This window comes from Bacillus sp. FSL K6-2971, assembly GCF_038006405.1.
Lineage (GTDB): Bacteria > Bacillota > Bacilli > Bacillales > Bacillaceae > Bacillus > Bacillus pumilus.
On record NZ_JBBOVD010000001.1, the window covers coordinates 2,952,720 to 2,968,582 of the forward strand.

At 42.0% G+C, this 15,863-nt stretch carries 15 protein-coding genes and 1 other annotated feature (1 of these 16 only partly in view); all 15 genes read right to left on the bottom strand.

Annotation, left to right across the window (positions count from 1 at the left end; translation table 11 throughout):
- Positions 1–111, bottom strand: a binding site (T-box leader); it reaches 137 nt to the left of the window's first position.
- A gap of 43 nt (positions 112–154) precedes the next feature.
- The 15 genes from ytxC to mdh all read right to left on the bottom strand — a co-directional run bounded on the left by ytxC (position 155) and on the right by mdh (position 15,845).
- Positions 155–1,024: a putative sporulation protein YtxC gene (gene ytxC / locus MHI33_RS15825; RefSeq protein WP_044140650.1), complete on the bottom strand. Its 870-nt coding sequence runs from the start codon at positions 1,022–1,024 to the stop codon at positions 155–157.
- 60 nt (positions 1,025–1,084) lie between these two features.
- The gene (locus tag MHI33_RS15830) at positions 1,085–1,723 is read right to left on the bottom strand and encodes a TVP38/TMEM64 family protein (RefSeq protein WP_340912496.1); all 639 of its coding nucleotides are present in this window, start codon (positions 1,721–1,723) and stop codon (positions 1,085–1,087) included.
- Between the two features lie 33 nt (positions 1,724–1,756).
- Positions 1,757–2,686: a primosomal protein DnaI gene (dnaI, locus tag MHI33_RS15835; protein WP_340912498.1), complete on the bottom strand. Its 930-nt coding sequence runs from the start codon at positions 2,684–2,686 to the stop codon at positions 1,757–1,759.
- 17 nt (positions 2,687–2,703) lie between these two features.
- Positions 2,704–4,128 carry a replication initiation and membrane attachment family protein gene (locus MHI33_RS15840; protein ID WP_340912501.1) on the bottom strand — a complete coding sequence of 475 codons (1,425 nt, stop codon included), beginning with the start codon at positions 4,126–4,128 and terminating at the stop codon, positions 2,704–2,706.
- A gap of 102 nt (positions 4,129–4,230) precedes the next feature.
- Positions 4,231–4,689: a transcriptional regulator NrdR gene (nrdR, locus tag MHI33_RS15845; protein ID WP_003216720.1), complete on the bottom strand. Its 459-nt coding sequence runs from the start codon at positions 4,687–4,689 to the stop codon at positions 4,231–4,233.
- A gap of 4 nt (positions 4,690–4,693) precedes the next feature.
- Positions 4,694–5,080, bottom strand: a complete 387-nt coding sequence (locus tag MHI33_RS15850) for a hypothetical protein (RefSeq protein WP_044140645.1) — start codon at positions 5,078–5,080, stop codon at positions 4,694–4,696.
- Between the two features lie 185 nt (positions 5,081–5,265).
- Positions 5,266–5,646 (bottom strand): adenosylmethionine decarboxylase, encoded by a 381-nt coding sequence (gene speD / locus MHI33_RS15855; RefSeq protein ID WP_003216492.1) that lies wholly within the window; start codon positions 5,644–5,646, stop codon positions 5,266–5,268.
- A 234-nt stretch (positions 5,647–5,880) separates the two neighbouring features.
- Positions 5,881–6,903, bottom strand: coding sequence for a glyceraldehyde-3-phosphate dehydrogenase (locus MHI33_RS15860; protein ID WP_003216683.1), 1,023 nt, complete (start codon positions 6,901–6,903; stop codon positions 5,881–5,883).
- A gap of 170 nt (positions 6,904–7,073) precedes the next feature.
- Positions 7,074–7,679, bottom strand: coding sequence for a dephospho-CoA kinase (gene coaE, locus MHI33_RS15865; protein ID WP_050943596.1), 606 nt, complete (start codon positions 7,677–7,679; stop codon positions 7,074–7,076).
- Between the two features lie 14 nt (positions 7,680–7,693).
- Positions 7,694–8,326: a sporulation membrane protein YtaF gene (ytaF, locus tag MHI33_RS15870; RefSeq protein ID WP_340912505.1), complete on the bottom strand. Its 633-nt coding sequence runs from the start codon at positions 8,324–8,326 to the stop codon at positions 7,694–7,696.
- A gap of 174 nt (positions 8,327–8,500) precedes the next feature.
- The gene (mutM, locus tag MHI33_RS15875) at positions 8,501–9,334 is read right to left on the bottom strand and encodes a DNA-formamidopyrimidine glycosylase (protein ID WP_044139285.1); all 834 of its coding nucleotides are present in this window, start codon (positions 9,332–9,334) and stop codon (positions 8,501–8,503) included.
- A gap of 28 nt (positions 9,335–9,362) precedes the next feature.
- Positions 9,363–12,002 (bottom strand): DNA polymerase I, encoded by a 2,640-nt coding sequence (gene polA / locus MHI33_RS15880; RefSeq protein WP_340912509.1) that lies wholly within the window; start codon positions 12,000–12,002, stop codon positions 9,363–9,365.
- Positions 12,003–12,256: 254 nt separating this feature from the next.
- On the bottom strand, positions 12,257–13,999 hold the full coding sequence (gene pnpS / locus MHI33_RS15885; RefSeq protein WP_340912512.1) for a two-component system histidine kinase PnpS: 1,743 nt from the start codon (positions 13,997–13,999) through the stop codon (positions 12,257–12,259).
- Complete coding sequence (locus MHI33_RS15890) at positions 13,992–14,720, bottom strand: response regulator transcription factor (protein ID WP_044139288.1); 729 nt, start codon at positions 14,718–14,720, stop codon at positions 13,992–13,994. Before MHI33_RS15890 ends, pnpS begins: the two co-directional genes overlap by 8 nt.
- Before the next feature lie 186 nt (positions 14,721–14,906).
- On the bottom strand, positions 14,907–15,845 hold the full coding sequence (gene mdh / locus MHI33_RS15895) for a malate dehydrogenase (RefSeq protein ID WP_007501693.1): 939 nt from the start codon (positions 15,843–15,845) through the stop codon (positions 14,907–14,909).
- Positions 15,846–15,863 lie beyond the last annotated feature (18 nt).

Sequence of the window (15,863 nt, forward strand, 5' to 3'; positions counted from 1 at the left end):
TGATGTTCAAAGGTGGTAAAGCAAATGGTCCTCTGCTAGGAAGCTTTCAGCCAAGGCTTCCCTCTCTTTAAGCGGGTATTCATTTGTTCATGTCCTTATCAATACGGTCTCTGTATGAAGTTACACCGTATTATAAAACGTTTTTTCGTGAAAATCAAGAAAGCTTTTCACTTTTCTCTTCCAAATGGTCATGGACAAATTGAACATTGTGTTCTTGAAATGAATGAGCCGGGAATACCTCGACCCTTTCTTGAAAAATATTTTGAATGGTCTGTACCATCGAGTGACCCGTATCATTTGTAAACAGGTCAATCTTTTTGGGCGCTATGGATACGAGTGGTGCAATCAGCTGCGAATCAATATACATTGGATGCTCTCTTACAAACTGTCTGTCTATGTATTGTTTTTGATCACGCTCAGAAGCGTACCGAAATTCCCAAATCATCAGGCGATCCTGATGCACAACATGTACTTTTTCGAGCTTCGGTTCTTTTGCCATCACATAGTCTCGAAGCGATTGAATGAAGTTTTGATATTCTTGTTCCATTTTGTATTCTTCAATGGAGACTTCAACATAGTTCTTCAGCCTCCTGTCATACTCTGACAGTCTGAATGTCATAAATGAACCAATTGAAAAAATACCTTGCTGTAAAGAAATGGTCTCAAGCTCCTTTGTTAACAGGGCATCTCTTGACGGTTCTTGATGAATGCCGGGAATATCATCTAAATCCCCATTCATGATGCTGTGGGCAATTGAAAGAATTTGGTGCTGCTCTTCAGGATCTTTAAATAAATACGTGTTTTCAAGAATGCTGCGCATGCGCTCATTTTCTTTGCATTCCAAAAAAAAGTGAACTAGTAATGGCCGCACAATGGACTCAAGTCCTTCTTTTGATTCCTTCGCCTCTATGAGAAGCCGGTCTTTCCCTTGTTGAATTGACATGTGATGCCGACTGTCCAAGTGTTCAGCAAGATGTAAAAAAGCGGCGGTATCATATTCATCTTCAAAGATTATTTCAAGCATGTTTGTCCCCCCTAACGACATCTGTTACATATATATGGGGAGAACATAAAAAATAGACGCCTAAAATAAATCAGGCATCTTTCTTTTTAAAATGAGCGGAACTGAGATAAAGATCAGATAAATCAAACAAACGATTGCTAAAGCGGCATAATTGCCGCTGACAAAGCTTGAGCCAAGGACATTTAATGCAACTGTACCCGGTATTAAGCCTAAAAAGGTAGCTGCCGTAAATGCACGATAATTTGCACGTGAAGCTGCTGCCGCATAGCTGACAAAGTCAAAATGAATTGGGGCAATTCGCAATAACAAAATGTAAAGAAACCCATGCTCCTGAATGCGGGACGTCACCGCTCTCAGCTTCCGGCTGCTTGATTCTGTATCCTTCTTTTTTGAACGAAAGGTTGTAGCAAGAAGGAAGGAGCCTGTTGCCCCGGCAGTAGCACCAACGAGGGCATAAATCGTCCCAAGGACACTTCCGAATGCCAAACCTGCTGCCAGCGAAAAGACCGTAAGTGGGACGAGAACAAACGGGCGAAAAAGAGATAAGAAAAGAAAAACAAAGGGAGCCAGCAGTCCAAATTCAAGCACCCAATTCTTCACATCTTTCGGCGCCAGCTGAAGATGCTGTTTGTTCAGCCACCAAAGTAAAACAGCGAGACCTGCAATCACGAGAAAAAGCAGCCATTTTCTTTTGTTCATTTCATTTGCTCCTCCTTCAGGTGATAGACGGTTTTATAAATGACGGCGGTTTTCTCCTTCGAGCAAGACTGCCTCTGCTAAATAGAGAATTCGTTCCATTAAACGAGCGGCTTTGACCTCTTCTTTTTCCCCGCGCTGTGAGTACGTAAAGTGATGCTTCAGTTCACTTGGTGCGAAATTAGAAGAGAAGAAAGTCGGCAGCTGCTCTGCCATACGGTATTGTAAAATCGTTCCGAGTAGTTCATCTCGAACCCAGCTTGTCATCGACTCTGCCCCAATATCATCAAGCATTAAAATAGGAGTGGATTTGACCATGTTCAGTTTTGATTCTAGTGTGTGATCGGCTAACGAATTTTTTAGCTCTCTCACAAATTCAGGCACGTACACAAGGAGAGATGGGTATTCCTTCTCCGCTAACTGCTGCGCAATGGCTGCCAGAATATACGTTTTTCCTACTCCGAACTTTCCGTGTAAATATAAGCCCTTCCCTTTGCCCGTCTCATCATAGCTTTGCAGGAATTGTCCTACTTTTTGAATGACTTCCTGTCTTCCCACAACGTTCAGATCAGCGAACGTCGCTTGAAGAACATTTTGCGGAATGTACATGCTTTTCATGAGTTCTTGCTGTTTTTTCTGTCTATCGAGCCGCAGCTTGACTGGACAAGGGGAATATTCAATATCAATACTCTGACCTTTGATCACAAGCTTCGGGTGATAACCGTCTAAAATCGCATTGACGTTCTCTTCATCTAAGCAATATGAACAGCCCTTCGACTGCTGCACATATTCAAAAAGCCGGTTCAAGCTACGATTGATCATGTCTTCGTGCATGTCTTCTTGGTGCTCCTGTAAAAAGGCTTTTACATTTTCATCAGATAGTACACTTTCTTTAATCTGATTGTATCTTACACGAAAATCTACGCGCCCTTTTAGCTGTTCAAATGAACGACCGATCGGTTTCATCCTCATCTCACCTCATCTTAATGTGCATTGTACTTTTTCATATTTTTAAACTGATCTAACAGTTTTTCTTTTTCTCGTTCGAGGTCTTCTGTCGATAGGCTGTCTGTTTGTTCTTTTGCCGGCTGTTCTTTCGTTTCGGTTTCTTTCATCCAGTCAGGAAGCTTCTCTTCACGGACAACTTTCCCTGATCCGTATGTGCTGCGCTGCTTTTTCTGCTGCGCCCACTCTGTCATTTGCCTGTTCTCTTCTTTGGCCATTTTCATGGCCGCCGCTACGGTTTTAATTTTCTTTCTCACCCAATGAGCGGCGATTTTTTGCATATATGTTTTCGACAGCTTCATATCTGTTTTCAGTAATGTATAGTAGATCAAAACGTTCATGACACCTGGCTCTAGCTGCTGCTCAAGCATAATATCTTCGACAATTCTTAAGTCGGCATATGTTGGCTCAATGCCGTCAGCCATATCTTTTAGCAGCTCCCTAGGCGAAATATGATCAAGCTTTTCAATCAATTTGGCATCCGGCGTTTCTGCCGCTGGCGCTTTTGAAGCATCTTGACGCAAGTGTCTCGGCTGTTTTTGATCAATGAGTTTTGGCTGCTCGCCTCTGTATTCAATTTGGTACCAGTCTCTTGCTGCTTTTCTCAGCTCTTCTGTTGAGATCATTTGATCCGAACCGCAGGCGCCTGCTACAATATTTTGCATTTGAAGCGGGGTGATGCCGTATACAACGGCTAACTTCTTAATGGTTTCTTTCACCTGCTTTGTCAAAGCCTTTCTTGGAATCATCATATCAGACATGCCTGCTAACAATAAATCGAAATCAAAAGAATCGTCTGAGAGAGGAGCCGGTTGACTCGATCCAACGGTCACATATTCATAGCCCTGATCAAGTGATGACGCCTGATTGATTTCTTCTGTCATCCTGCGTTCACCTGGCTGCAATACGTGAAAGACTTCTTCAAACGACCGCGAGATGTTCTTTGCCTCTGCCGAAACACCAGGATATGAGAAATAATCACGAAGCTGCATATATTTCGCTTTCTCTACACGATGGTACAGCAGGACATTCAGCATACCATCTTGGAAAAACTCATCTGGTCTTAGCGGCGGCACAAGCTCATATGTAAACAGTCTGCCTTCTTCCGTTTCCTGTTCATATGTGCGGAGTAACCCAATCGCTTCAAGCTTTAAACGTTCCTCAAAAATATCATTCAAATTCGTTTGCAGCATGACCATGAGCTGCCGATGAGGTGCGGGTTTTCCCCACATACGATTTTGTTCCAGCTCTCCCCACAGCGTCATATATAAGCTGAAAGCGGACATGCCTATAAGCGGCTGATATAAAAGAGTGATGAGCTGTCTATCGATGTCACCGAGCAATGAAGCGCTTTTGACGACATACGGATCGACGGCTAGCACTTCCTTCCAATGCTCTGTCATATGCTGATCCTCCCCATGAATTGCAATTGTTTCTATTGTACACCCTTTTTACGTTTTACGCTTTACGCAGGAAAAAGAGCGTGAAGAATCTTCAGCTCTTTTTTAGCGTTCTTTCTTTAATAAATCTTTTAATTCATCAATAAAGACGTTGATATCTTTAAACTGCCGGTAAACGGAGGCAAACCTGACGTAAGACACTTCATCAATTTTTGCCAGCTCGTCCATTACCATTTCACCTACAAGCTCACTTTTCACTTCTGACATGCCTTGATTACGCAGTTCTTTTTCGATATTAAAGCAGACATCCTCCAGCTGCTTTAAAGCAACAGGACGCTTTTCACATGCTTTAATGAGTCCTCTCAGCATCTTTTCGCGGCTGAATTCTTCTCGAATTCCTTCTTTTTTCACCACAATCAGTGGTAACTCTTCTAATTTCTCAAACGTCGTAAAGCGATATTGGCAGCTTTCGCACTCTCTTCTACGACGGATGGATTTCCCTTCATCTACTGGTCTTGAATCAAGCACCCTTGTGCCAAGGTGCTGACATGTGGGACATTTCATTTCATCAGCTCCGATCTATTCTTGGAAGTTGTTTGTCTAGTTCATCATAAAGGGAAAAAACCGTTTTCTCACTATAGCCAAAATCTGTTGGCAAGGCTGTTTCTGTTGTCACATTAAAATCGACAGCTGTTTCAAAAGGACGAATTGAAATGACAGTCGCTACGAGAAAGGCTTTTTTCGGCATACTGATGTTTGCGCTGATTTCACCTCGTTCTGCTGAAACAGATGTCACTTGATAGGAAGCGTGCCCAGAAAGCATGGCTTCAAGCGCTTGAAAAACTTGCGCATTCGTCGATTTGTAGTAATGGCTTTTCAGTTCTGACACTGGATGCTCGTCAGATGTTTCTGTATGGTTTGACATGAACCGTTTGAACTTTTGTCCTAAAGTCATATACGTATCCCCTTTGCCATAATGCCTCTTCTTTATTTTATAAAAAAAACCTTTGTTTTCCTAGAACAAAAGTATAGGCAAGTTGGGGAATGTTGGATTTTGTCTATCAAAGAAATATAAAAAGGAGCATAACACAAAGGCATTTCAATGCTTTTGGCCAGCTCCCATTGCAATCTTTTTTATGTTTACAGTGCTTTGGCTTGTGCCTGTTTCACTTGTACAGGTCCCATGCCTCGAGGAATTTCAATGTTTTCTCTTGTTTCAGCACCTAATTCATCTCCGATATGATCTGCTGCGATATTCGGATCTAGGTCGCCGCAAGTATAAACATCTATGCTCGCATAACCATGTTCAGGAAAGCTGTGAATTGTCAGATGAGATTCAGAAATAATGACAACTCCACTTACTCCTTGAGGTGCAAATTTGTGAAAAGCAACCTCTCTTACTTCAGCTCCTGATTTCAAAGCTGCATTTACAAACGTTTTTTCAATAAAATCCATGTCGTTCAGTTTATCACAGTCGCATCCCCATAGCTCGGAGATAACGTGACGTCCGATTGTTTCCATCATGGACCCCCCTTAAACAAGAATGAAAGAGTGAAGTTCTAAGCAGCCGGACCGGACATATACCACGGGGGAAAGTTAGTCCAAAGAGGTCCTAACCCTTTAAGTATACCCGAATGAGTCTGCGAACAAGAAGTTCACGAAAAATAGTATACTTTGTTTAGACCCATTTTGCAAGCTGTGTTTTCAATGGGATTTTCTCTCATTCCTTGAAAAGGGACGTTCGTCTTCTTCATTTCAAACAGCAGAAAGCTCTTTCATCTGCGATCCGACAAACTTCACAAGATCCACCACTCTGCATGAATAACCCCATTCATTGTCATACCATGCAAGAACTTTTACTTTTCTATCCCCCATCACCATCGTTGTCAGTCCATCTACGACAGCTGAATAAGGGTTCGTATTAAAGTCTGTAGAAACAAGCGGCTCATCCGTGTAATCTAAAATACCGGAAAGAGAAGTTTTTGATGCATTTGAGAAGGCTGCATTGACTTCTTCTGCTGTGACATCTTTTTTCAAGTCGACAACAAGATCAACCATCGATACATTGGAAACTGGCACGCGAAGTGCAAGTCCATGCAATTTCCCTTTCATGTGCGGCAACACTAAAGAAAGCGCTTTAGCGGCACCCGTCGTCGTTGGAATAATGGACTGGGCACATGCTCTTGCCCGGCGCAAATCCTTATGCGGGTTGTCGATATTTTTTTGATCATTTGTATACGCATGAACCGTTGTCATTAAACCGTTGTCGATACCGAATTCATCATCTAACAATTTGACAACTGGTGCTAAACAGTTTGTTGTACAAGATGCATTTGAAATAACGACGTGCTTTTCAGGATCAAGATCATCCTCATTGACACCCATCACAATTGTAATGTCTTCATTTTTACCTGGAGCTGTAAGTACGACCTTTTTCGCTCCGGCATCTATATGGCCCATCGCTTGATCTTTTGAATTAAATTTTCCTGTTGCTTCTATGACGATATCAATCCCAAGCTCTCCCCACGGAAGCTGCTTTGGGTCTCTGTTATTGAGCAAAAGCACTCTTTTCCCATTTACAATCAGTGCGTCATCTTCTGCTGTCACATCGCATTCGTAACGTCCATGATTTGTATCATATTTAATTAAATGTGCTAGCGTTTCGGCAGGATAGCTTGCGTTCACCGCTACAATTTGAATTTGATCATCAAGCATTGCTTTTCTGAAGACCATGCGTCCAATTCTGCCAAACCCATTGATCGCTGCTTTTACCTTCATGAACAGGTCACTCCTCTATTATGTGTTATACTCAATAAATTTATTTATGAAATTAGTATATCACATTAGAATGTAATTGCCAGTATATAAACGTATATTTTCTAAAAAGGGCTGTTCTTTTCATGAGAAATATAAAAAGCATAAAAAAAGAAGAGTACGTGTATGTACTCTTACTTATCTGTATGTTCCCATTCATTTAATATGTTCTGCAATTGCTTTCTAATAAAAGCGAGATCTTGTGTATTTTCTATCACCCGGTCTGCTTTCTTACATTTTTCCTCAAGTGGCTGCTGAGAGTGAATCCGATTCAGCGCTTCTTCCGCGCTAAGGTCGTTTCGATTCATGAGTCGGGATAGCTGTAATTCTGGTGTTGTATACACCACAATAATGCGGTCGACGAGACTTTCCAGCTGACTCTCAAATAAAAGCGGGATATCCAGGACAACGAATGTTTCTCGGCTGTCGATTCCTTCATCTCGCTGCCTGAGCATTTCCTTTCGCACTTCTGGGTGAACGATCGCATTTAGCTGCTTTCTTTTCTCTTCATTAGAAAAAATAATGGCTCCCAGCTGCTGCCGGTCTAGCTCTCCATTTGGCAGGAGGACACCCTCACCAAAGGTTTGAACGATATGATGAAGGGCGGGTGTTCCTTTGGCGACCGCTTCTTTTGCAATCACATCTGCGTCCACAACCCGGATGCCCTGCTCTTTTATCATCTGTGAGACTGTGCTTTTTCCGCTAGCAATCCCGCCTGTTAATCCAATGACAAGCGTCAATTGATTTCCTCCTTTTACAGCTTCCAAACCCCAATTAATATGAGCAGAAGCCCTGGTAAACATGCAAGTTTATCGATCCAGCGCCAATTTGCCAAGTAATGACCGGCTCGTAGCCCGATACATACAAAAAGTGAGCTCATCACTGCCACCGTGATACTCATGACAATTGGAGAAAAGCCTAATATCGCTGCGCCAATCCCTTCGCCAAATGCATCAATGGATAAAGCAATTCCAAGAAGTACCGCTTCTATTCCATTAATCGTCCCAGATCGGTCAATATCTGCACTTGTCGGCTTTCTTAAAATGTGAATGACAAGCCCAAGTGATTGGACTTCCACATTGAGCAATGTCTTTTCATGAAGAAGCAAATCACGCTCTTTCGCTGGTTTGTAAAATTGATACAGGACCCAAAGGCCAATGGCAATTAAGATGCCTCCCCCCAGTTTATCGGTCACTGAAACAGGGAGAAATGTCGTCAGCAGGCTGCCAATCAGCATAGAAATGAGCAGCACAATCCCTGAGCAACATGCAATAATGACGATAGCTTTAAATGGGATCCTCATTTTGCGGAGACCATACGTAAAGCCTACAGAAAAGCTGTCGATGCTGACTGCAATAGCTAAAAACAGGAGCGAAATCGAAATCATACCTGAACTCTTCCTTTCTGTTCATGCAACGATGATCAAGAGTCTCTAGGCGTCCTTAGACTCTTCTTCACTATATGAAGAGCAGGTGGGCTGTGTGTCAGTCTACACCTTGCTGAAAAATGAATGTTTTTTATCGTATGCATAGCAAAAAGGAAGCATGCTCATGGCTAAGTTTTATTGAGGACGTTTTTGGCAGGTCACACAAAAGTGCGTGCCGCGCCCTCCGACTACTGTTTTCTCAATGATGCTTCCGCATGTTTGGCAAGGCTCTCCCCGCCGGTCATATACAAGAAGCTGCAATTGAAATGTGCCAATATCTCCTTGTGAGTTGATATAAGAACGAATCGTGCTTCCTCCCGCATCTACCGCCACTTGAAGCGTATCGATGATCTGTTTGTGAAGCACCTTGCAGGATTCCAGGCTGAGCTGATTCGCTTTTGTTTCTGGATGAATCCCTGATTTAAACAGGACCTCATCTACGTAAATGTTACCAAGTCCTACGACAATCTTTTGATCAAGCAGTGCTGTTTTGATCATTCGGGTTGTTTTTTTCAATTTCTCCCATAAATACTCAGGAGTGAACTGTTCATCAAATGGTTCATATCCCAGCTGTGATAGCGGGAGTTCTTTTTCCTCTTCACCCGGCTGAAATAAATGCATCGTGCCAAATTTACGCACATCATGGTACCGAAGCTCCGTCCCATCTGTAAACGTAAAGACGACGTGTACGTGTTTATCATAAGGCTCATGCGCTTCATGTACACGGTATTTCCCTTCCATCCTTAAATGGGAGACCATCACATAATGGTCTAAATGAAAGAGGAGGAACTTCCCTCTTCTTTCAATGGTTTGTATGGTTTCTCCTACCATTCTTCTTGCGAACTCTTCCGGCTCCCCAGGACGTTTGATGATGTTTGGCCATTTGATATCGACCGTTTCAATCGTCTTTCCTTCGACTAACCGCTTGAGAGTGCGCCGGACGGTTTCAACTTCTGGTAATTCCGGCATGCTCCTCGCTCCTTTTTCTCTCTATTATTTATTTCGCATCGTACCAAGATGGACCTGAAGAAAAATCAACTTTTAGCGGCACATCAAGCTGAAGTGCATTTTCCATGACTTCAGGAACAATCTTTTCAAGGATGGCGATTTCTTCTTTCGGCGCTTCGAAGATCAATTCATCGTGCACCTGTAATAAAAGATTTGTCTGCAGGTTTTCTTCTTTGAGCCTTCGCGCCATATCAATCATCGCTTTTTTAATAATATCGGCTGCGCTGCCTTGGATCGGTGTGTTCATGGCTGTTCGTTCTGCAAAGCTTTTGATATTAAAATTACGACTTGTGATATCTGGGATATATCGTCTGCGTTTGAGAAGCGTCGTGACGTAGCCTTTTTGTTTTGCTTCCTGGACGATTTCTTCCATATAGGTTTTCACGCCTTTAAAGCTTGTTAAATAGCGCTCGATAAATGCGGCTGCTTCTTTTCTTGTGATCCCAAGGTTTTGAGAAAGTCCATAATCGCTAATTCCGTATACAATACCGAAGTTTACTGCCTTGGCTTGTCTTCTCATAGCGGAAGTCACTTCATCTTCTGAGACATGGAACACATCCATCGCTGTTTTCGTGTGAATGTCCATGTCTTGCGTAAATGCTTCGATCAAATTCTCATCTTGTGAAATATGAGCAAGTACACGCAGCTCGATTTGTGAATAGTCAGCTGCAAACATGAGCCAGCCTTCTTTTGAAGGAACGAATGCTTGACGAATCTTCCGTCCTTCTTCTAAACGAATCGGGATGTTTTGAAGGTTTGGATCTGTTGAGCTTAATCTTCCTGTTTGGGTGAGTGCTTGATTAAACCTTGTATGCACTTTATGGGTATCCTTGCGCGTTACTTTCATTAACCCTTCTACATAGGTCGATTGCAGCTTTCCGATTTGCCTGTAGTGCAGAATGGATCGAATGATTTCATGCTTATCTTCAAGCTTTTCAAGCACATCTGCAGACGTTGAATAGCCTGTTTTTGTCTTCTTGATAATCGGGAGACCTAATTTTTCAAAAAGGATGACACCAAGCTGTTTAGGAGAATTGATGTTAAACGTTTCTCCTGCTAAGCGGTGAATGGTTTCTTCATATTCTTTAAGCTTTTTCGTTAATTCTTCACCCATTTTCTCTAGGCGCTTTAGATCTACCTTTACTCCAAGAGATTCCATTTCGCCTAAGATGAGTGCTAGCGGCAGCTCTAAATCTTCATATAGTTCATGCTGATCATTTTTTTCTAATGCTTCTAGTGTTAAATCATGCAAGGCTGAGATCGCCGCTGCTTTTCGTCCAAGATGTTCTTTCAGTTCATCTTCAGATGGAATCGCCTGTTTTGCTCCTTTTCCGTATACTTTTTCATCAGAAAGAGCGATATTCAGACCATATTCCTTCGCTACACTTGAGACGTCTTCGTATGATTTCTGCGGGTTGACGACGTAGGAAGCGAGCAGAACATCATTGTCGACACCTTTTAGGTCGACATCATGCCATCTGAGAGCGACAACTGCTCTTTTTGAATCAAAGACCCATTTTTTCTTCGTTTCATCCTGTACCCATTCTTTAAATGCATCTGATTGAAGCGCATCTTCTTTCGTCATAAAAAACGCACCATTTTCATTATGGATCGCAAAACCGATCAAATCCGCTTCGTGATAATTATCTCCAAGCTGTTCTACCACAAGGGCTGCATGATCTGTCAGTATATCGCCCGTTACAGTTGTCATTTTTTTCACTTCTAATGCGTCTACTTCAACCTGTTCATCTGTTTCTGGTGCTTCTCCTAGACGCTCTAGCAGGGTTTGAAAGCCTAGTTCTTTATAAAGAGAGATCACTTGATCCATGTGTGGACCTTCGTAGGCGAGATCTTTGCTCGACACATCAATAGGTGCTTCTACGAGAATGGTCGCCAGCTCTTTACTCATGACTGCTTGTTCTTTATATTCTTCAAGCTTTTCTTTGAGCTTTTTCCCGCTCACTTCATCAATATGTTCAAGCAGGTTCTCAACTGTTTCAAACTGCTTTAACAATTTAATGGCTGTTTTTTCGCCTACACCTGGGACGCCTGGGATATTATCTGATGAATCTCCCATCAGCCCTTTCATATCAATGATTTGATCTGGTCGCAAGCCATATTTTTCTTCAATATGAGCAGGTGTGTAGTATTCTACTTCTGTAATGCCTTTTTTCGTAATAGCCACTGTCGTATGATCTGTTGAGAGCTGGGTTAAGTCTTTATCTCCTGTGAAGATTTTGACTTCAAAGCCGTTTTTTTCTGCCTCGACAGCCAATGTACCGATAATATCATCTGCCTCATATTGAGGAAGCTCGTACCTTTTCACCTGATAGGCATCTAATAGTTCACGGATGAACGGCATTTGTTCTGATAGCTCTGGCGGGGTTTTTTGTCTTCCGCCTTTATATTCTTTAAATGTCTCGTGGCGGAATGTTGTTTTTCCCGCATCAAATGTGACGAGCATATGGGTTGGCTTCTCGTCCTCCAGCATCTTCATTAAGATCATCGCAAAGCCATAAATAGCATTTGTATGTACGCCTTTATCATTTGATAATAGCGGCAAAGCAAAGAAAGCTCGATATGCGAGGCTGTTTCCATCCACTAACACTAATTTCTTTTTGTCTGTCATGTTTTAATCCTCCATCGGCTGAGCCATCTCAGCCGTCTCTTTCACACATTGTATCTTCATTTTATCAAAGTTTATTTTGAAAAGAAAATAGTCGAGCCTTCATAAAAAAGGGACGAAAACAACAAGTGTTTTCGTCCTTCCAAAATTGGCTCCTTGGATGAAGGGGTTCCTATTCATCCTATCAATGAATGTTTAACAAAACATGAATTCATTGTAAAGATCATGTAAATTTTAACGTGACTTTCCTTTTTTCTCTATGTCGATTTCAGGCTCACTGTAAAAGTCGTTCCTTTACCTTGTTTGCTGCCGACAGAAATTGTTCCTTCATGCGCCTCCACAAGGTGTTTGACAATGGCAAGCCCAAGACCTGTACCGCCTGAATTCCTGCTTCTATCTTTATCAATTCGATAAAATCTCTCAAATATTCTTGGAATCTCACTTTTCTTCATACCAATTCCTGTATCTGCTACATCAAATTCATAGGCACCTTTTCTCGGTCTTGCTGAGATGGTGACACTTCCTCCCTCTGGTGTATAGGTAAGGGCATTATTAACGAGATTGAGAAAGATTTGCTTTAACCTTAGCGGGTCTGCCATGACATAGACCGGTTCTTTTGGGACACGCACATGTAATTGAATGCCTTTTTCTGTAGCCTTTTGACTTAACAGCACTTGAATCTCTTGGATGATTTCTGTCGCATTGGCTTCTTGAATATTCAGCTTGAATTGCTGTTGCTCAATTTTAGAAAGATCAAGTAAGTCTTGAATCAATGTTTCTAGACGGACACTCTCTTTTAAAATGATAGAAAGAAATTCTGTCAGTGCTTCTTTGTCATCAATCGCGCCATCAAGAAGGGTTTCAGAAAATCCTTTAATCGACGTAATCGGTGTTTTTAACTCATGAGACACATTGGCGACAAAATCTTTTCGCATCTGCTCCAGCTGCTTCGTTTCTGTCACGTCATGAAATACGAGAACAATTCCTTTCCATTCATCGTCTGTACTTAAAATGGGTACACCATCCACTTGGAAGTAGCGGCGTTCAATGTCAACGGCTAGACGTAAAAACTTCCGCACCTTCGTTTCTGTCATGAAAATCTCGTCAATTAATTCGATAATCTCTTCATGGGTAAACGCTTCGTGATACAGCTTGTGCATGTAAATGTGCTTTTGCACCTTAAACTGCTTGCGGAAGGTTCGATTGACGAGGTGGATATACCCCATCTTATCAATCAATATAATCCCCGCTCCAATATTTTCAATGACCGTTTGCAGCCGGTCTCTCTGCATTTCACCGGCACTTGTCATTTCTTGAAGACTTCCTGCCAAACGCTTCATGGAAGTATTCAGTTCACTTGTTTCAATCATCAGCTCTTCATAATTATTCGTATCATAGTTCCCGCGTTCTAGCTGTTTGGCTACCTTTGTCGCATAATCAATTGGTTTCACATATTTCATCGACATGCGGTACCCAAAGAAAACGATAATGATAATCGCCGAGCCAAGACAAAAGGCTAATGCAAGCCAAAGCTGGTCGTCAATTTCATTTAAAGGCTCGTATGACGCATGAAGAAATAAATAACCCGCTGGTTCGTTTTGTTTTAAGATCGGGACAGCATAATGGAAAAGCGCATCCTTCTCATCGTCAATAACGACCCCTTTTGTTTGGAGACGTTCATTGTTTAGTGTATTTTGAATGACGGCCTTTTGTTCTGCTTGACCCGTTGTATGTATGATATTCCCCTTTAAATCCACAATCGACGCATTCATATCAAAATGCTGCTTTGCCTGGTTGAGGACCTCTTTGTTTTGCTTCGCCTTTAGATCATCACCATTCATAGAAGACAGGAGAAAGCTCGATTCCTTTTCCATTCGTTCTGTTAATTTTGTTTCATAGAAAACATGGAACATGTGATCCAGGAAAAGACCAAGTGCCACAAACACAATAAAAAGGAGAAAAATGAGTCCCGAAAACAGACGGGTTCTAATTTTACTCATTTGACTTTGGCTCCTCCAATTTGTAGCCTAAGCCGCGAATCGTTTTAATGTATGTTGGTTTTTTCGTGTTCTTTTCAATTTTGTCCCGCAAGTGACTAATATGGACATCCACAATACGAGTGTCACCTGCAAAGTCATAATTCCAAACGGCACTTAGCAATAAATCACGCGTGAGGACACGTCCTTTATGCTTCGCCAAATAAAGCAGTAGTTCAAATTCTTTTGGCGTCAGCTCTAGACGTTTTTCTTGGAAATAGACTTCGTAGTGTTCTGGTAAAATGCGCAGTTCACCAATTTTGATTTGATCTGCAACGATCTCTTCCTTCTCCTCTTGCGTGGGGGCAGGCTGAGATTGCTGTGCTCTTCTCAAAATGGCTTTTACCCGAGCACCCACTTCTCTAGGACTGAATGGCTTTGTCATGTAATCATCGGCCCCAAGCTCAAGACCTAGCACCTTATCAAATTCATCGTCCTTTGCTGTCAGCATTAAAATAGGGAACATCATTTTTTGAATTCTCAGTTGTTTGCACACTTCAATGCCGTCCATCTTCGGAAGCATTAAATCTAATACAATAAGGTCAGGCTGTTCACTTGCTGCTTTTTCAAGCGCTTCTTCCCCGTCTCTTGCTGTGACGACATCATAGCCCGCTCTTTCAAGGTTATAGCTTAGAAGTGTTACAATCGATTCTTCATCATCCACAACTAATATTTTTTTATTCATGTTGTGCCTCCAATTAGTGATTTCCCCTGCATCCGTTTTTTGTATCTTATGTGAAAAGCGAGAAGTCATGCTTTCTCTTTCATTTTAACGAAAGCTTAACAAGAGAACAATTTAAAATTTCGACAAGATTTGTTTTGTAAACAAAAAGAAGACTCCTCATACGAGAAGCCTTCTTTTTTATTCATATTAAGACAATACTTTCATGACATTCTTAACTGATTCAACAGAACGGTCAAGCTGACTTCTTTCTTCTTCTGTCAGCTCAAGCTCGATGATCTGCTCAAGGCCGTTTCCACCTACGATTGTTGGTACACCTAGGTAAATGCCTTCGTAGCCATATTCACCTTCAAGGTAAGCAATCGTCGGCATGACGCGGCGCTGATCTTTAAGGATCGCCTCAACCATTTCGACTAGTGAAGCAGCAGGTGCATAATATGCACTACCGTTACCTAACAGGTTCACGATTTCGCCGCCGCCTTTTCTTGTTCTTTCAACAATTGCATCAATTCGCTCTTTAGGAATCAATGTTTCAAGCGGGATACCGCCTGCATAAGAGTAACGAACAAGAGGAACCATGTCATCGCCATGTCCACCAAGCACAAAGCCCGTCACGTCTTTAACAGATAGGTTTAATTCTTGAGCAACGAACGTACGGAAACGTGCTGTATCAAGAATACCCGATTGTCCAATGACTTTTTCTTTTGGTAATCCTGATTCTTTATAAACTGCATACGTCATTGCATCAACAGGGTTTGTTAATACAACAATGATGGCTTCTGGAGAATATTTAACGATTTCGCGTGTCACACTGCGCATGATTTTTTCATTTGTTGACACGAGATCGTCACGGCTCATTCCCGGCTTTCTTGCAATCCCCGCCGTAATGACCACGACATCAGAACCGGCTGTATCTTCGTAGTTAGAAGTTCCTGTAATGTTTGCATCGAAGCCTTGAACAGGACTTGCTTCCAGCATATCAAGTGCTTTCCCTTTTGTTGGGTTCTCAAGCTGCGGGATATCGACTAATACGACGTCCGCTAATTCTTTTTGAGCCGTTAGAAATGCTGTAGTTGCTCCAGTAAAGCCTGCTCCGATAACAGATACTTTTTTACGCTTGTTTGCCATTTCCTTTTTCCCCTTTAA